10 protein-coding genes and 1 riboswitch are annotated in these 18,665 nt (G+C 41.3%); of the genes, 8 read left to right on the forward strand and 2 right to left on the reverse strand.

All coding sequences use genetic code 11. The features are described from left to right. The first annotated feature begins 5 nt into the window (after window positions 1-5). Both BWD42_RS08405 and BWD42_RS08410 read left to right on the forward strand, forming a co-directional pair. Window positions 6-2,834: a prolyl oligopeptidase family serine peptidase gene (locus tag BWD42_RS08405; RefSeq protein WP_139351065.1), complete on the forward strand. Its 2,829-nt coding sequence runs from the start codon at window positions 6-8 to the stop codon at window positions 2,832-2,834. Between the two features lie 171 nt (window positions 2,835-3,005). Beyond that, window positions 3,006-5,195, forward strand: coding sequence for a glutamine synthetase III (locus tag BWD42_RS08410; protein WP_077434949.1), 2,190 nt, complete (start codon window positions 3,006-3,008; stop codon window positions 5,193-5,195). Between the two features lie 103 nt (window positions 5,196-5,298). Here the strand turns inward: BWD42_RS08410 and BWD42_RS08415 are convergent, their stop codons facing one another. After that, window positions 5,299-7,752 (reverse strand): TonB-dependent receptor, encoded by a 2,454-nt coding sequence (locus BWD42_RS08415; protein ID WP_175991999.1) that lies wholly within the window; start codon window positions 7,750-7,752, stop codon window positions 5,299-5,301. 433 nt (window positions 7,753-8,185) lie between these two features. Here BWD42_RS08415 and BWD42_RS08420 point away from each other — a divergent pair, with 433 nt between their 5' ends. The 5 genes from BWD42_RS08420 (at window position 8,186) to BWD42_RS08435 (ending at window position 14,341) form a co-directional block, all read left to right on the forward strand. Next, window positions 8,186-10,162, forward strand: a complete 1,977-nt coding sequence (locus BWD42_RS08420; protein WP_175992000.1) for an FUSC family protein — start codon at window positions 8,186-8,188, stop codon at window positions 10,160-10,162. Window positions 10,163-10,365: 203 nt separating this feature from the next. After that, window positions 10,366-10,478: riboswitch (SAM riboswitch) on the forward strand. A 10-nt stretch (window positions 10,479-10,488) separates the two neighbouring features. After that, entirely contained in the window at window positions 10,489-10,623 is a 135-nt protein-coding gene (locus BWD42_RS25070) for a hypothetical protein (RefSeq protein ID WP_262507812.1), read from the forward strand. Window positions 10,624-10,738: 115 nt separating this feature from the next. Then, window positions 10,739-12,049: an O-acetylhomoserine aminocarboxypropyltransferase/cysteine synthase family protein gene (locus BWD42_RS08425; RefSeq protein WP_077434955.1), complete on the forward strand. Its 1,311-nt coding sequence runs from the start codon at window positions 10,739-10,741 to the stop codon at window positions 12,047-12,049. A 27-nt stretch (window positions 12,050-12,076) separates the two neighbouring features. After that, the gene (gene metX / locus BWD42_RS08430) at window positions 12,077-13,120 is read left to right on the forward strand and encodes a homoserine O-acetyltransferase family protein (protein ID WP_077434957.1); all 1,044 of its coding nucleotides are present in this window, start codon (window positions 12,077-12,079) and stop codon (window positions 13,118-13,120) included. 39 nt (window positions 13,121-13,159) lie between these two features. Further along, window positions 13,160-14,341, forward strand: a complete 1,182-nt coding sequence (locus BWD42_RS08435) for a homoserine dehydrogenase (RefSeq protein WP_077434959.1) — start codon at window positions 13,160-13,162, stop codon at window positions 14,339-14,341. Window positions 14,342-14,649: 308 nt separating this feature from the next. On the opposite strand, the gene BWD42_RS08440 is transcribed toward BWD42_RS08435, so the two are convergent. After that, window positions 14,650-16,992, reverse strand: a complete 2,343-nt coding sequence (locus BWD42_RS08440; RefSeq protein WP_077434961.1) for a GH92 family glycosyl hydrolase — start codon at window positions 16,990-16,992, stop codon at window positions 14,650-14,652. A 330-nt stretch (window positions 16,993-17,322) separates the two neighbouring features. Between BWD42_RS08440 and BWD42_RS08445 the strand changes: the two genes are divergently transcribed. Next, window positions 17,323-18,654 (forward strand): hypothetical protein, encoded by a 1,332-nt coding sequence (locus BWD42_RS08445; protein WP_077434963.1) that lies wholly within the window; start codon window positions 17,323-17,325, stop codon window positions 18,652-18,654. The last annotated feature ends 11 nt before the right edge of the window (window positions 18,655-18,665 follow it).

Consider the following 18,665-nt stretch of genomic DNA (forward strand, 5'->3'; position numbering starts at 1 on the left):
TAAACATGAATAAGAAAAATATCTGTATTCCATTCTGTTTTCTTGCGAGCTTAGCGGTACACGCACAAAAGAAACCAGTGGACCATACGGTATATGATAGCTGGCAAAGCATATCATCTCCCTATATCAGTAAATCCGGTAAATTTGTACTCTTTCAGGTGGCTCCACAAGAAGGCGATAGTCAACTGTTCCTGAAAACGAAAGAAAACAAAGAATTGATCCAGATCCCGCGGGGCTATAATGGAAAACTGACCGATACAGAAAATCATTTGATCAGCTTAATCAAAGCGCCATTTGCCGTAACACGTGAGGCAAGAATTAAAAAGAAAAAAACAGAGGATTTGCCGAAAGATTCTCTTGCAATCTATAATTTAACCAGCTCTTCGCTTGTCAAATTTGGACAGGTGAAATCCTATAAAGTTTCAGAACAAAACAACAATTTTGTTTCCTTCCTCTTTGATAAACAATCAGACGAAAAAACAGAGCCATCCAAAAATCCAGCAGACTCTACACAAAATAAGAGAAATAGCGGCGACAAAAAGAAGAAAGCTATTGCTACACTCGCGTTATATAACCTCAATTCTGGAGATTCGGTCCAATTTTCCTTAGTAGATCAATATGAATGGAACAAAAATGGAACAAAACTGGTCTTTTCAAAGAAAACCGACGCAAAAGACAGCCTTTCTAAGGAATCTGGAGTCTATTTATATGATATAGCCACCAAAAACCTAAAAAAAATATCAACAGGCAAAGGCGAATATAAAAATTTCAGTTTTGATGAAACGGGCAATCAACTAGCTTACTTAGGTGATCTATCCAAGGAAAAGGCACTGGTTAAAAACTATAACCTCTATTATTATACCAATGGCATCGATACTGCGCAGTACCTAGCGACGAAAAATAGCATGGGCATTCCCAAAAACTGGGCTGTCAGCGGAGATGGAAATATCCGGTTCAGCAAAAATGGTGAAAAGCTTTTCTTTGGTATCGCACCTATCCCCCGTGTCAAAGACACGACATTAGTTGATTTTGAACATGCCAAAGTGGATGTCTGGGGCTGGCAGGACGACTACTTGCAGCCTATGCAATTGGTCAACCTGAACAAAGACCTTTCCAAAAATTTCCTGGCAGTTACCTATCCCAAAAATAATCGTAACGTTATTCCGTTGACAGATGAAACTTTTAATTCTACAGCCCTGACACCTGATGGAAATGCAGAATATATATTGGCCCGTACAGATTTTGGCAAAAGGATTGAAAGCCAATGGAAAGGTGGCACAAAGGAAGATATCTACCTGGTCTCGACAAGAACTGGTCAACGGGAATTAGTTCTTTCCAACTTCTCGGGAAATGTAGCGCTTAGTCCGGATGCAAAATATGTCGTTTATTTCGACGAAGAAAAAGGGACATGGAATTCCTACCAGGTCAGTTCCAAAAGAAAAGTGGTCTTAAATGAAGGTATTCCTGCATCCTTCGCCGATGAGGAAAATGATATGCCTACTTCCGCTCAAGCCTACGGAATGGCGGCCTGGAGTCCTGATTACAAAGGTGTATATCTCAACTCTCGTTATGATATCTGGTATTTTAATCTGGATGGATCCAATAAATCCATTCTCACCAACGGTTACGGCGCTGCTTCCCAAACGACATTCCGTTATCTCCCTTTAAGACGTGATGAAGACCGTGATCAGCCATTGACGCTGGACTACAAAAAAGGAGGCTTCTTGACCTCATTTGACAATAAAACCAAAGAGTCTGGTTTTTACCAATTCAAAGGGCAGCACAATGATCCTAAAAGCCTTTTTGTTGAACCAAAAACATTTAGAAATATAAATGCTTCTGCGGATCAACAAACGATCCTTTATAGTAAGGAAGACTATAGCAATTCGCCCAACGTTTATATCAATAGTATAAAGTTCAAAGATGAACTGCAACTGTCCGATATTAACAAACAACAAGCAAACTATAACTGGGGTACTGCCGAGCTTGTGCATTGGACCACACCTGCAGGCCATCAGGCGGAAGGCATTCTTTATAAACCCGAAAATTTTGACCCTGCAAAAAAATACCCGATCATTGCTTATTTCTATGAAAAGCTGTCGGATGGCCTATATACCTATCAGCCGCCTGCTCCTACTCCTTCGCGGCTCAATATCCCTTATTTCGTGAGCAACGAGTATTTGGTCTTTGCGCCAAATATAAGTTACGAAACTGGGCATCCTGGAAAATCTGCAGAGGAATATATCAATTCGGGCATGCGTTATTTAGCACAAAATTCCTGGGTAGACAGCACCAAAATGGGTATCCAGGGACAAAGCTGGGGCGGCTATCAAGTAGCTCACCTGATCACACGCACCAATATGTATGCTGCAGCATGGACCGGAGCACCAGTAGTCAATATGACTTCCGCTTATGGAGGAATACGTTGGCAGTCGGGTATGTCACGTCAATTCCAGTACGAGCATACGCAAAGCCGTATCGGAAAAACCCTATGGGAGGCGCCCGAACTCTATATCGAGAATTCACCCCTGTTTCATATGAACAAGGTAAATACACCTGTTGTTATTATGGCCAATGATAATGATGGTGCTGTGCCATGGTACCAAGGTATCGAAATGTTTACTGCTTTACGCCGGTTAAACAAACCGGTCTGGATGTTGAACTATAATGGCGATGAACATAATTTGATTCAACGACAAAACAGAAAAGATATACAGATACGCGAACAGCAGTTCTTCGATCACTATCTAAAAGGAGCTCCTGCAGCAAATTGGCTGAAGAAAGGAGTGCCAGCCACCTTAAAAGGAATAGACTGGGGATTGGATTACAACTAAAAATACTCAAAATGGGTCGATTTATAAAAATCGACCCATTTTTTTTAACCAAAAACCATTGTCAAATACATATTTTTCAAAAAAAATCAAAAAAAATTTCAGTTTTCCGTAAAAACACAATATTTTTGAAAAACAAAATCAACAAAACTGTAATTTAATTATAAAATACAAATGTCGAACCTAAGATTCAAAGCAGTAGAGGCAGCGGGCTCACGCCAGATTGCACAATTTGAAAAAGTTGAAACTAAAAAAGCAACTGACATCTACGGAAAGAACGTTTTTTCCGTAAACAAAATGAAAGACTACCTTCCTAAAAACTCATACAAGGAGTTAGTTGCATCCATTGAAGAGGGACAGATTATTTCAAGAGATCTAGCTGAGCACATTTCTCAGGCAATGAAAACTTGGGCACTTAATCATGGCGTTTCCCACTATACACATTGGTTTCAACCTTTGACTGGTTCGACAGCTGAAAAACACGATGCATTTTTCGAGCCGGATGAAAATGGTGAAGCAATCGAAAAATTCACTGCTGACGCTTTGGTTCAACAAGAACCAGATGCTTCATCCTTCCCAAATGGCGGTATCCGTAACACTTTCGAAGCGCGTGGCTATACTGCCTGGGATCCTTCGTCACCAGCATTTATCTACGAAACCGGTGCCGGCAAAACACTCTGTATCCCTACAGTATTTGTTTCCTATACGGGTGAATCATTAGATTATAAAGCACCTCTATTAAAAGCAATCAATGCCGTTGATAAAGCTGCAACCGAAGTGGCACAATATTTTGACAAATCTATCACGAAAGTAAACGCTTCTCTTGGTATCGAGCAAGAGTATTTTCTAGTTGACCTTTCTTTATACAATGCCCGCCCTGACCTTCAATTGACTGGACGTACTTTATTCGGTCACATGTCAGCCAAAGGCCAACAATTGGAAGACCATTATTTCGGTGCGATTCCAGAGCGTGTATTAGCATACATGGTTGATCTGGAAAATGAAGCGTTGAAATTAGGTATTCCATTAAAAACGCGTCACAATGAGGTGGCACCATCGCAGTTTGAGTGTGCACCAATGTACGAAGAGATCAACTTGGCAATTGACCACAATCAATTGTTGATGAACGTCATGGAGCAAGTTGCTTTGAGACACAACTTCAAAGTATTATTACATGAAAAACCATATTCTGGTGTAAACGGTTCTGGAAAACACAACAACTGGTCTTTGATTACCAATACTGGTGTCAACCTATTGTCTCCAGGCAAAACGCCTAAAAATAACCTGATGTTCTTGACATTCTTTGTCAATACCATCAAAGCGGTTTTTGAAAATGCTGATTTAATGCGTGCATCTATTGCAAGCGCAAGTAACGACCACCGTTTAGGTGCTAACGAAGCGCCACCGGCAATTATCTCGATCTTCTTAGGTTCTCAATTAGACGAATTATTGGAAGAAGTAGAATCAGCTCGTGTAGCCAAGAAAGTTAAAGCTGAAGCAAACTTGTGGCACGGTATCCCTAAAGTTCCAGAATTGAAATTGGATAACACGGACCGTAACCGTACTTCACCTTTCGCATTCACGGGTAATAAGTTTGAGTTCCGCGCCGTGGGTTCCTCAGCAAACTCTGCCCTACCAATGACGATATTAAATGCCATCGTTGCCGCACAATTGATCGAATTCAAAGCAGAGGTAGACAAGCAAATCAAAAAGGGTACGAAAAAAGATCTTGCGATCTTAAATGTTGTCCGTAAATATATCAAAGATTCAAAAGCAATCCGTTTTGAAGGAAATGGATACAGCGAAGAGTGGGAAAAAGAAGCGGAAGCACGCGGTCTTTCCAACATTAAATCAACTCCTAAGGCTCTAGATGTCTATGTAAAAGAAGAGTCTTTGGCTTTATTTGAATCCTTAGGTATCTATACAAAACGCGAATCCGAAGCTCGTCATGAAATCTTGTTGGAGAACTTCTACAAAAAACTTCAAATCGAGGCTCGTGTGATCGAAGAGATGGTTAATAATCAGATTGCTCCTGCATGTTTCACCTACCAAAACGAATTGATCGAAAATGTGAAAGGCCTGAAAGACTTAGGTCTGGCTCAAGCAGCATTTAGCTCACAATTGAATTTCGTAGAACGTATCTCCACACATGTAAACACAATCTTGGAACAAGCTGAAGCCATGCGCCAAGAACGTAAAAAAGCAAACCAAATCGAGGATGTACGTGAACGTTCAATCGCTTATGATGAACTAGTAAAACCATATTTTGATGTGATCCGTTACCATGTCAACAAATTGGAAAAAATCGTTGACGATAAAAAATGGCCTCTTCCAAAATTGAGAGAGATCTTATTCTTAAGCTAATTTCGCTTATGTATAAAAAGAAGAAGAGCATTCCTGCAGGAATGCTCTTCTTCTTTTTATACAAGGGCAGTTGATTTAAACGCCTCCCCCTTTTATGAAACAGTTATTTCTTTAAGCGATTATCCTCATCGTTATTCCCCGCTCTCTTATCAACCGATTTAATATTGACGTTTCCAAAACGGTAAGAAAGCGAAAGCCGGATAACTCTACTATCATATCCGTTGCGAATGCGATAATAGCCATTCTCCTGCGAACTTGATAATCTCCGTTGTCCTCTGGTATTCAAGATATCATTCAGGGCCAGCTTCACATTCAGCTTTTTATCAAGAAAATTTTTCCCTGCTCCGAGATCGATCCCATAATAAGATTGAAAACTAAAGACACCATAGACAGCCGGAGAGAAATAATTGGCTGTCAGTTCCACATTGGTTGTCTCACCGATACGGATATCATGATTGGAGCTCACCTGAAAAGATAACTTTTCCAGCTGACGCTGAGCGCCTGAGCGCTCGTCAAAATTATATTTGCTATAAAACGCGGTCAAGTTGTTGGAAGTAGTCCATCCTTTAAGCACTTTAACCGGTACATTGATGTTCATATGATAATAATCGAAATAGGTCAGGTTCCGATCCGTCTGTGCGATGGCCTTGGTTTCCGAATTGCTCTCTATGACCTGCGTGATTGCATCATTGGTTCTCTTATAGCCAAGGCTCAACAAATAACGTTCCTTAAAGGTATAATTCAGCTCATAGGAGTTGGTATATTGTGGATTTAAATAAGGATTACCGTATTGATAGGTATATTGATCCAGGTAGTAGATAAAAGGATTCAACGCACCATAATCCGGGCGGTCTATCCTTCGGCTATAGCTTAGACCAAGTTTATGATTATCATTGATCTGTTGTTGTATAAATACCGTTGGAAAGAAATCCGTATAATTGCGTTTTGTCTGCTGTCCTAAGGTTACTGAATTGCCCAATGAACTGGTATTTTCAACACGGAGTCCGGCTTGTACAGAAAACTTTCCAAAGGATTTATTCAAGGTAAAATATGCTGCTGCAATGTTTTCGTTGTACAGGAACTGATTGCTTTGTTTTGTGTTTAGCACAAACTCTCCCGCCAAGTTTTGATCCTCATAGATCAAGTTATTATCTGTTTTAACGCGACTGTATTTCAACCCTGCTTCGAGTTTTGTTGTTTTGTCAAAGGGGTGGACAAAATCTGTTTTGAAAACTAAGATTTTGGAATTGGACAACATGTCATTTCGAAAAACCTTCGGCATTTTAAATTCCGTCCAATTTGAATCTAAGAAACGGTTTTTCACGGTGCTATTATCGTTATTTTTAGAATAGGAATAATCTGCATTCGCTGTCAGTTCAGTTCCCAATGTATCGAATGTCTTTTTGTAATTGAGGTTGTAAGCCAGATAGTGATAGGTAAATTCCGAAAAGTTGCTTCCCTGTACCACAGAGTCCAATTTACCTTTTTCCGAAGCAATTAGATTATCTCCCTGCCGTGTAGAATTACCATTGCTCACGTTACCATTGACGACAAAGCCAAGCACATCTTGTTTGCCAAGGTTAAAATCCGCAGCGAATTTAAAATTATGTCCGCGATAACGAAATTTCGAATAAGAATCCGAATTGAAATAGGTTATTCCTACTGAATCCCTGACAGAACGATCGATCGTTAAATCATTAAAGCCCAAACTATTCTGGTAATTATAGGAAGCAAACAGATTTATCCAATTATTGCGATGGTTGAGTAAAAAACCGCCATCACCTTTCGTGTATTTTCCCTGTCCCAGGTTGAAGTTTAAACTGAGGTTGCTACCAAATTGCGTGTTTTTTTTTGTTTTGATATTGATAATACCAGCATTTCCAGCAGCGTCATATTTTGAAGGCGGATTGGTAAGGACTTCAATCGAGGCGATCGCATTTGAAGCCGTATTTTCCAACAGTCTGGAAACTTCATCTGCAGAGAGATAAGTAGGCTTTCCATCGATCATAATAATCACATTACTTTTACCGCGCAGGTTGATTTTTTTATTGTCCAAAGTCACACCGGGCACCTTTTGTAGAAGTTCCAACGCGTTGTTTCCGGTTGCCAGTACACTATTCTCTACATTGAGGACAATCTTGTCAATTTGACTTTCAATTAGGGGTTTCTTGCCAACGACCTGAGCCTCACCCAAAACTCGTGTTTCCGCTTGCAGGCGAATGGTATCCAACGACATGATCGCCCCCGCCTTTAATGCGATTTCAGTAGAGCGGTAGGTTGTGTAACCTACTGCTGAAACTTGCATCACATATATACCATGAGGAACTTCCACAAATTCAATACCGCCGTTTTCTTTCGACAACGTCCCTTTCAACGGAATATCGCCAGGACTACGCAATAGTGAAATACTGGCGGCGCCAAGGGGGAGGTCATCCTGACCAACAACAACGGTATGGAGCTTCCCACCTACCGATTGTGCAGAAACTGCTGCCCAAGGAGCAACGAGCATGATCATTAGGGACAATAGCAACAATTTATTTTTCTGTGGTTTCATCATGTAAATCTTTATATCATCAATTAGGGAGTCAACACGCATTTTCTAAACGATGACAACAAACCTCGGGTTTTCATTACACCTTGACCAGTGTTAATAGATAGATAACCAAAAACAATCGGTAGAACAGCAAATTACTTCGGTAAACCAAATTTTATCCATACAATAAGATAGCTTACTGCAATTTTTCAAAAAAAACTGCGCCATCTCCAAGCTCAGCCCATGGCGCCGCTAATTAAGCATGCGCTTAAAACAATGCTTCAAACATGACTTGTTTCAAAATAAAAATTCATAAAAACAATCATATTCAAAATAAATAAAATGTATCTATAAAATATTAAGCATAATATTCGTATTTTTGCAGCGAAAATTAGTAAACTGATTGATGGGCATCGTATCATTAAAGAAAAGATTCTACTGTATTTATAACCAAGTCATGCGATTTATCCAAGGTGAACACAGTGGTGATGCCTTGCGCAATGTATCCATCAGTATTTTACCAAGTTTAGCCATCTATTTATTAGGGGTTCCGGCAAGCACCGCCATAGGAATTGGAGTAGGCTCTTTATTGACGACCTTGACTGATCCTCCAGGTAACCGTAAGGATAAATTATCCTCTGCATTGCTCTGCATTCCGACATTCTTTGTTGCCTCATTTCTTACCGCTTATTTATTCCCTTTTCACTGGCCCTTGGTTATTCTCCTTGGTTTAGCCGGATTCAGCTTTACCTTGTATGGCCTGTTCGGCCCGCGGTATGCTGCGATCGGCAACATGACCTTGATCTTAATGAGTTTTATCATCGGCCTGGCACCAAAACAACCCTTGGCAGTCGGACTGCAAATCACAACTGGAGCAACGATTTACTATTTGTTCAGCCTATTACAGGCTTATATAAAACCCTACCGTTCCTTGAAGCATGCCATGGCAAATGGCTTTCAGGGTTTATCTCAATTCTTACTGATCCGTGCCCAATCCTATGACCCGAGCATCCCGCTGGATATTACCTACAGTCGCGTAGGAAAAATCCATGGTCAGATCAGCGAACAGCAAGAACAGATCCGTTCACTGCTATTCCGGGAAAAAAGAATTATCGGCCATCAATGGCCTAAGAGTAATTATTGGCTGAGCCAGGTTTATGGCCTAATTGATCTACACGAGCTTATTACCGCCCTTGACCATGATTATGACGCCATTCGTAAAAATCTTGCCGACACGGGCAGCCTCCCTGTAATCCGCCGCGCAATAAAGTTGTTGGCCCTAGAAATTGATAGCTTTTCACAGCCACATAAACGGTTTCGTTATGCACAACAATTGTATTACAATACAATTAAACTGAATGAATGCCTGACTGAGCTGAAAAATATCCAGCTACAGCAAACCGGTCAAGCAGGCCCCATACTACTTTCTATTATTGCCAACATGGAATCCATTCTTGAGGTGCTTCAACGAATCCAAATTGCTTTTTATCAAAATCAGGAAATTCAGGATAAGATTGGTACCGAAGAATACCAACAATTTATCAACCGACCATTGGGCAGTCTGGGGGAGATCAAAAATAAACTTCATCTTAAAAATCCACTGTTTCGCTTTGCGCTCCGTATGGCTTTACTTTTTGGTGTGGGTGCGTTGATCGGTATCCTGTTCCTGGATTTCAAATATACCTATTGGATTTTGCTCACTATTGCAATTGTCGCCAGACCGGCGTTCTCAATGACCAAAACCCGAAATATCGAACGAATTGTAGGGACATTTTCGGGTATCTTGATCGGTATTTTATGTCTGACATTTTTGGAAAGCATCCCCTTACTACTGAGCTTATCGGCAATCGGGCTTTTCGGATTCTTTTTATTCAACCGTTCCAATTATATGGTCAGTGTTGTTTTTATTACGTTGGCCGTTGTCATTGCCCTGAACTTATTTGAAGGTAATATCAATCTTATTTTGGGCAGCCGTATGGTTTTTACTTTGGTAGGTGCTTTTCTAGCGATTGCAGGATACTTCCTTATCCCGGTGCGTCAAAGTTCAGGTCTGGTCTACCTGGCAAAGGAGGTTGCAAGCTATAACCAGCATTACTTCCAGATAATCAACCAACGTCTCTCCGACAATCTACAGAGCTCCTTTGACATCCGGTTAGCGCGTAAAAAGGCCCAAACAGCAATGGCCTTATTTTCAGATGCCATCAACCAGATGAAGAAAGAGCCTGAACATAAATGGATCGACTGGTCACACATACACCATTTTCAGGCACTCTCCTATCGGATCAATTCACACTTGGTCGGACTTTCCATCTCCATCAGTAAAAAGAATCCGCAAGTCCTGCACAACGACATCTATGTCAGAATAGACGAGTTAAAACCTTTATTAACAGATCTGGATCAAATTGCGGAGCATATCGCACGCAGCAAAAAATAAGCCGCTACTCCGGATCTGAGAGACAGATAACCACAAGATTTTCAACCCAGCCTATATTTCCCTAGGCTGTTGGGAATATGTATTTACACAATAGTTTGATTTAAAAAATTGTTTTTCTTTTGCATTAATAGAAAAGAAGTTTATATTTGCAATGTCTTCAGATGAAGATTTCTAATCAACACCTTCCTTAATCAGCAGGTCTTGATTTATAAAGAAGTGGCGAGAGACTGGCTCAATGACCCACTGGCAACCTTCAATTTGGTTGAAAAGGTGCCAAATCCTGTCCAAAGCAATATCGTTTTGGAGCATATAAATGAAATAAGACAATGATTATTACATTACAGAAAACCATCAACAATTTAGGTTTGTTTCAGACAAACCAGCTAACAGGTAAAGAGGCGATACATAGCAATGCCATGTCTATGCGAATGCGCGAGCATACGCACCTTCCAACTTGTTAAGCATCATTTTCCCCTTTCCCGGATTACGATATTAACAGACCTTTTAAACAGGTGTGTATGCTTTCTTTTATCTCTTTGTCAACATTTTTTTTGAACCCTTAAAATCTGATATATTATGTCTTCCAACAAAAATCTAAAATTCGAAACGCTACAAGTTCATGCCGGCCAAGTGGCAGATCCTACCACGGGATCCAGAGCAGTACCTATATACCAAACATCTTCATTTGTATTTGAGAATGCCGAACATGGAGCCAACCTATTTGCACTGAAACAATTTGGTAATATCTATACACGGATCATGAATCCCACAACAGATGTTTTTGAGCAACGTATCGCAGCATTGGAAGGCGGGGTTGCAGCATTAGCTGTTGCTTCGGGTCAGGCGGCACAATTTATCGCATTAAATAATATTCTTGAAAACGGAGATAATTTCGTAGCGGGCTCTAATTTATACGGTGGTACATTCAATCAGTTTAAGGTTGCATTCAAACGTCTTGGCATTGAAGCCCGTTTTGCGACGGATGCTGAAGCCGATAAAATTGAAGCACTTATTGACGATAAGACCAAAGCGATTTATGTAGAAACTATCGGAAATCCGAGTTTCAATATACCTGACTTTGAAAAAATTGCGGCTGTAGCCAAAAAATATGATTTACCCTTAATTGTCGACAATACTTTCGGAGCTGGAGGCTATCTATTCAAACCCTTGGAATATGGTGCACATGTTGTCGTTGAATCCGCAACAAAATGGATCGGCGGTCATGGCACAAGTATTGGCGGTGTCATTGTGGATGGTGGAAATTACAATTGGGGCAATGGAAAATATCCACAATTCTCGGAACCGTCCGAAGGCTACCACGGCTTGGTCTTCTCAGAAGTATTTGGGGAAAAGGGGCCTTTTGGTAATATTCAGTTTGCTATCCGCGCCCGTGTTGAAGGTCTACGGGATTTTGGTCCGGCGCTTTCGCCATTCAATTCATTCTTATTACTGCAAGGGCTTGAAACCCTGTCGTTACGTGTACAACGCCATGTAGACAATACCCTAGAGGTCGCCAAATGGCTAGAAGCTCATCCGCAGGTAGAGAAAGTAAATTATCCAGGATTAAAAAGTTCACCAAGCTTTGCCAATGCGCAAAAATATCTCAAAAACGGTTATGGCGCTGTCCTTTCCTTCCAATTAAAAGGTGATGCCGCTCAAAAGGCAAATGCTTTTATCGACAGTCTGGAACTTATTAGCCATCTGGCCAACGTTGGTGATACCAAATCATTGATTATCCACCCTGCTGCAACGACTCACCAACAGTTAAGTGATGCAGATCAGGCAAATGCGGGTGTATTCCCGGGATTATTGCGCCTTTCTGTAGGGATTGAACATATTGATGATATCAAAGCGGATCTACAACAAGCATTCGATAAGATCAAATAATCAGGTAGATTCATAAATTTAAGTGTAATGAGCAGGCATATTTATCAACATCCCAGCCCCTTTATATTTGAAAACGGGAAGGAACTTGTCGATTTACAGATCAGCTACCAAGTATTTGGTGAGATTAATGCTGATCGCAGTAATGTAATCTGGGTCTGTCATGCCCTAACGGCAAATGCGAATGTGCTGGACTGGTGGCCCGGTTTGTTTGGCACAAACGATCTATTTAATCCGAATGATTACTACATCGTATGTGCCAATGTCATTGGATCAGCCTATGGCAGTAGCAATCCCCTATCCATCAATCCGGCCACTGGTCAGCCCTATTACCTATCTTTTCCGGAATTTACGGTCAAAGATCTGGTCAATGCACATCAGTTGCTCGCGGCTCATCTGGATATCAACGAAATTGAAATTCTAATCGGGGGTTCCCTGGGTGGTCAGCAGGCGCTGGAATGGGCAGCGTCCAATACGATCGCCATCAATCAACTCATTGTCGTCGGCACCAATGCGGTACATTCTGCTTGGGGCATTGCCTTTAATGAAAGTCAGCGCTTAGCAATTACGGCAGACCGGACCTTCTATGCCAACCATCCCGATGGGGGTAAAAAAGGTCTTAAAGTAGCCCGCTCGATCGCCCTGTTATCCTATCGAAATTATATTACGTACGACCATACACAACGAGATGAGGACGACAGCAAAGTGAATGGATACAAAGCGGCTTCCTATCAAAATTATCAGGGTGAAAAGCTTGTAAAACGCTATAACGCTTATAGCTACTTCTACCTGACAAAGGCGATGGATAGCCACAATTTGGCCCGGGGAAGAAAATCGCTGGAATCAGCACTCGCTGGGATTCAGTGCCCTACATTAGTTTTAGGTGTAAATACAGATGTGTTATTTCCACCAGATGAGCAGAAATTTATCGCAGCGCATATTCCAAATGCCAGCTATCAGGAGATCGAGTCAAGCTATGGCCATGACGGCTTTCTGATAGAAACAAAAAAACTGACGGCTATTATCCATAATTTTTTAGCGAATAAGAAGGCGTATATCAACGAATTAGTATAAGAGAAGTAAACAATAATATAAGAGCACACAAGAAGAGATATGAGTAATAAATTAACGATAGGGATGTTTGGCTTTGGAGTAGTAGGCCAAGGTCTCTACGACATTATCAAAACCAAAAATCTGAATCTGGAAATCAAGAAGTTTGTCATTAAAAATGCGGACAAAAAACGTACACTGCCAGCTGACCTATTTTCGACGGATGCCGAAGCGATCTTGGGCGATCCCGAAATCAATACTGTTGTCGAACTGATCGATGATGCCGAAGCAGCTTATAAACTAACTGTACGCGCGTTGAAATCTGGCAAGAATGTGGTATCTGCCAATAAAAAAATGATTGCCAGTCATCTTGAGGAGCTGGTTGATATTCAACATGAATATGGCACTAGCCTCCTTTATGAGGGGGCCGTCTGTGGAAGTATTCCTATTATCCGTAACTTGGAGGAATATTATGACAATGAGCTTTTGCATTCGGTCAGTGGTATATTCAACGGATCTTCCAATTACATTCTTTCGAAAGTCTTTAATGAAAACCAACAATACGCAGATGCACTAAAAAAAGCCCAGGAACTCGGCTTTGCAGAAACAGATCCTACGCTTGACGTGGGCGGATATGATCCTAAATTTAAAGTCTGTATTGTCGCTTCACATGCATACGGTATTTATGTTAAACCAGATGACGTGTTTAATATCGGTATTGACAAATTAGGTCAACAGGATATTCGCTTCGCAAAGGAAAAGAACTTAAAAATCAAGTTGATCCCTACCGCCAAAGAGATCGATGGCAATAAGGTTGTACTTTATGTGCTTCCTCGTTTAGTAGGTAAAGAAAGCATGTTGTACAATGTAGAAAATGAAAATAACGGCGTATTGGTCAAAGCTGCTTTTGCGGATGAGCAATTCTTCTATGGCAAAGGCGCGGGCGGTCACCCTACCGGCTCAGCCGTATTGTCAGATATTGCGGCATTACGCTATGGCTATCGTTATGAATATAAAAAGCATTTAGAGTCGAGTACCTTAAATTATAGTCAAGATTATCTGCTCAAGGTTTATTTAAGATACACGGACGATCAACTGATCGAAAAACTAAATTTTAGTGAGATCACCGAAAGATATTACGCAGCAGATTTCAAATATGTTATTGGCTATATCAATCTTCAACAAATTGCAGCCCACAAGGCGGATTTGGACCAAGAGGGCAATTTCATCGCTGAAATCGCGTAGGCAATCAACAAACCAACCTACCATTAAGGGGTGTTTCAAAAAATTTGGACACCCCTATTTTTTTTAAATGCTTATTTTTTATTGATTCGTATTTTTCAATAAGGGATCAATAGGCGCTGTGTTCGATTTATTGACCAGAAGGAACCTTCAGTCGCTTTTCAGAGCTATTGGTATTTGTGAAAGCCTGAAGGTTTTATTTTATATATTCCTTGAAGTCAATTTTTTAAATTATCTGGTCTTGGACAGGTTAGCTCTTACTTTGTGGCCAACTACTGTTATTAATTAGCAAGTACCGCCATGAACAAACCTTAATTTGTACTGGCACTGCTTTTCAAATGCACTGTCATTACCCCACCTTTCACCAAATGTTCGAAAGGAAGCTGCCAACCCGTCCAAGGCTTGTTATTCAATCGAACCTGACCAACATAAAAACTATCCGGATTCGTCTTTTTAACCTGAATGGTAAATTTGTTTTTTCGTAAAGTTTTGGGTAGCTGTATCGTAATTTTATCAAATAGAGGAGCACCTATCTGAAAGGCGGGATTTTCAGCTGTTAAGGCGCTCACATCGAATAAACCGATACCTGACAGAACGTACCAAGCCCCCAGTTGGCCCTGGTCTTCATCCTGCCCATAGCCATAACCGTGTACAGGATCATTACCGTAAAATTCATTTGAAATAGCCCGTACCCATTTTTGACTGAGGTCGGGTCTTCCTGAAAAGTAAAATAACCAGGAGATATGTAAGTTGGGCTGATTGCCATGGTTATATAAGCTTTCAATCCCTGCGAAGGCATCGATATGGGTTCCTCCGCCAAACACATTCTTTTGTGACACTGTAAATATACTGTCCAAGCGTTGATTGAATAGATCCTTTCCAACGAGCTTGACCAATTCCTGCGGAACGTGTGGCACATAAAACGTGTACTGCCAGGCATTTCCTTCCTGAAAACCACGCCAAGGTTGATAAGGATTAAAATTTGGAATAAATTTCCCCAAACTGTCTTTTGGTCGCATGAATTTAGTCGATGGATCGTATAATCCTTTCCAGGCAGTTGAAAGTTCATACAGTTTTCTGTAGTCTGCATCACGGCCGAGTGATTTTGCATATTGCGCTGCAGCTGCGGCCGAAAATGCATATTCCAACGTATGGGAGGCACCAAATGGCGATCCGGTGGTCAATAATTCGGGACTACCGGTATTATCCTCGATATAAGGCGAATACCCCTTATCGACAAATACCCCTACATCGAGCTTGCCTGCCCCCGGAATTCGTCCACGCGATTCAAGTTCATTTTTTCGCACAGCTTCATAGGCAAAATTCGTGTCGTAATTCCGGATACCGACATTATAGGCCGCAGCAATCGCCAGTCCTGTGAAATTAGTACCCACACCGGAGACATATTTACTATTGGCAATTCCGTCTCCAAGCCAACCTGCATCACGGTATACCAAGAGTTGGCTCTGTACCCAATCGTTGTAATAATCAGGATAGGCAATCGACCAGAGTTGTGTCAGGTTCCAAAATGCCCCCCAGATCGCATCTGTATTATAGTGCTGATGCATAGGTTTTCCTTGTGTATTTAAAGCAATCTGGCCAACTGAACCATCATTTTTGGGATAGGCTCCATTAATGTCGCTGGCAAGTCCCCGTCCGAGCAGAGCGTGGTATAGTCCTGTATAAAATTTTACGCGGTCCGCTTCTTTGCCGCCTTCCACCAATATCCTCCCCAGCTCGTTGTTCCAGGTCTTGAGTGCCTCCGCCTTCGCCTGATCAAAGGTCAGATCCTTGGCCTCCTGCTGCAAATTAAGTTGTGCATTTTCTACAGAAGTATAGGACAAGCCTGTCTTGATTGTAATGGATTCATCAGCCTGTGTAGCGAACCGAAGAAATATTCCAGCCCCCTTTCCTTGTATTGTTTTCTTTTCTTTAAAAATCACCGAATCTTTAAATGTACCGTAGGACTTTGGCAACTTGCTGAGCTGTGCAAAGAAATACATCTTTACAGTGGCTCCTGGTTGATATTTCTGCACATAAACTGGGTTAGTGACTACATATCCCCATACAGACTGCTTATCATAATTGACCTCGGCATCCACCACTGGACCACTTTCTCCCATGACTTGTCCAATATCAAATATAATATTAGCGGCATCTGTTTTTGGGAAGGTATAACGATGGAAGCCTACTCTTTTGGTTGCAGTCAGTTCCGCCAGGACCGCATAGTCCTTCAATTTCACCCTGTAATAACCTGAAGTGGCAAATTCGTCTTTCTTATCAAATGACGACCGGTAACCACTTTGTGGCTGATCCAATTTACCCGGAACCGTTTTGAGCGTTCCTACCGAAGGCGCAAATGTAATCCCGCCGACCTGAAATTCGTGAAAATTCGCAAAGCCTTCGATCGAGCTGTGTCTATCATCATAGCCCACCGCCTCCCAGCCAGACTTATTGCCATAACTTCCATTAGTACTTGGTGCCAATTTGGCCATTCCAAAGGGAACCGCTGCCGGTGTGTAAAAAAAATACCGGCTATGAACAGATCCAATATTCGGTTTTACCAGTGTGGTTAAATCAATCTTCCTTTGTCCCTGCACACAGTTTACACTGGAGAGTATGCAAAAAAAATAAAATATGAGTCGCTTTGCCATTGTTGTCAATTAGGTTCAAAAACAAACTTACGAAAAATAAACTATGTATAAACATGCTGATATAATTTATTAAAAAAAGTGGGTAACAGACAGGGCTAAAAACAGCATCAGAATGTAAAAATTTAAATACCATCTCAATTAAATCCTATAAAAAGCTTAAAAAGATGGTTATTTTTATATTTTTGTTTGTACATACATAAAAAAGAATAACCAAGAAGCTTTCATTCATCAAGGCCAATTTAAAATCAGCGATCATCACTCTTAATTTAACAAATCATACGTAAAGGCTACTGAAATGCTTCAATAATTCAACCACTAACACTAGTTCTCATGAAAAGAAAACTGACATTTTTAAGTCTTACATTTATTTTATTCGGAAGCAGCCTGTCCGCTCAGCAAAAAGCAGCATCAAAAGGGACAGCACTTAAGCTGGCACAAACCATTTTAGCTGATCAAAAGTTAACCTATGTAGACAGTTTGGCCCGACAGGTCATCAAAGAAGGTTTTAATGCCGGGAGTGGTTATTCGCAGATCTGGGCGCGGGATCTCAATACTTTTATTGAAACTGCATTGGAAGAAAGATCTGCTGCCGATGTCCGCGGTGCGATTCTCCTGTTTTTCCAAATGCAACAGCCTAACGGCGAGATGGTAGACGGCTATGTGCTCAAGAAAGATTTTACCTGGCATGACGATACTCCCTATTATTCAAAAAATGCACCCGATCATGTCGGGTTTAAAAATACGGTCGAGACTGACCAGGAGAGCTCTTTGATTCAGTTACTGGGCAAATACATACAGAAAACCAAGGATTACAGTATTCTTGACGAATCCATCGGTGGACTTTCCGTCAAAGAAAGGGTGCAGCTTATGCTGGACTACCTCAAACGAGAGCGGTACAATACAAAGTATAAGCTGCTCTGGGGGGCAATGACTGCAGATTGGGGGGATGTACAGCCGCATGACGATTTTGGTTGCGATTGGAACCAGCTTTCAAATGAGGCCATTGATGTATACGACAATGCCATGCTCATCATTGCCCTACAGCTGTTGATCGAAATACAACCCAATGCGGCGAAGACCGCTGACTGGAAGGCCTTTAAAAAAGAGCTTGAAACAAACAGCCGACGCTATCTCTGGGATCAGAAAAGGCAAAAATTTATTCCCCATATCTATCCAAAGTCATCTCCCCTTCCTAAAGGTTTCGATGAAAACAAGATTCATTACCATGGCGGAACGGCAGTTGCAATTGAAGCCGGCTTGCTCAAACGGAGCGAAATAGCAACTGTCAATAAGCAGATGCTCGAAAATGTACGCCTCTCAGGTATGCCAAGTATTGGTCTCACCCTTTACCCGACCTACCCCGAAGGATTTTTTAAAGGTTGGATGGCCGAGCCTTATCACTATCAGAATGGTGGTGACTGGACCTGGTTTGGTGGCAGAATGATTCAGCAGCTGATCCAACATGGTTTCTATCAGGAAGCCTACGATGAACTACAGCCAATGATCGATCGTGTGGTCAAGAATAAAGGTTTTTATGAATGGTACGGGAAAAACGACGTCCCAAGTGGATCCGGAAAATTCAAGGGATCGGCGGGTGTATTGAGCAAAGCTATTGCAATGATCAACCAATGGGCATCGGAAACGGCTACTCATCAGCAATAATGCAATCAATG

Origin of the sequence: Sphingobacterium sp. CZ-UAM (assembly GCF_002000245.1) — a bacterium.
Taxonomy (GTDB): domain Bacteria; phylum Bacteroidota; class Bacteroidia; order Sphingobacteriales; family Sphingobacteriaceae; genus Sphingobacterium.

Coding starts and splice junctions, on each gene's coding strand:
- BWD42_RS08405 (WP_139351065.1), top strand. CDS start 6: ATGAATAAGAAAAATATCTGTATTCCATTCTGTTTTCTTGCGAGCTTA.
- BWD42_RS08410 (WP_077434949.1), top strand. CDS start 3,006: ATGTCGAACCTAAGATTCAAAGCAGTAGAGGCAGCGGGCTCACGCCAG.
- BWD42_RS08415 (WP_175991999.1), bottom strand. CDS start 7,752: ATGATGAAACCACAGAAAAATAAATTGTTGCTATTGTCCCTAATGATC.
- BWD42_RS08420 (WP_175992000.1), top strand. CDS start 8,186: ATGCGATTTATCCAAGGTGAACACAGTGGTGATGCCTTGCGCAATGTA.
- BWD42_RS25070 (WP_262507812.1), top strand. CDS start 10,489: ATGATTATTACATTACAGAAAACCATCAACAATTTAGGTTTGTTTCAG.
- BWD42_RS08425 (WP_077434955.1), top strand. CDS start 10,739: ATGTCTTCCAACAAAAATCTAAAATTCGAAACGCTACAAGTTCATGCC.
- metX (WP_077434957.1), top strand. CDS start 12,077: ATGAGCAGGCATATTTATCAACATCCCAGCCCCTTTATATTTGAAAAC.
- BWD42_RS08435 (WP_077434959.1), top strand. CDS start 13,160: ATGAGTAATAAATTAACGATAGGGATGTTTGGCTTTGGAGTAGTAGGC.
- BWD42_RS08440 (WP_077434961.1), bottom strand. CDS start 16,992: ATGGCAAAGCGACTCATATTTTATTTTTTTTGCATACTCTCCAGTGTA.
- BWD42_RS08445 (WP_077434963.1), top strand. CDS start 17,323: ATGAAAAGAAAACTGACATTTTTAAGTCTTACATTTATTTTATTCGGA.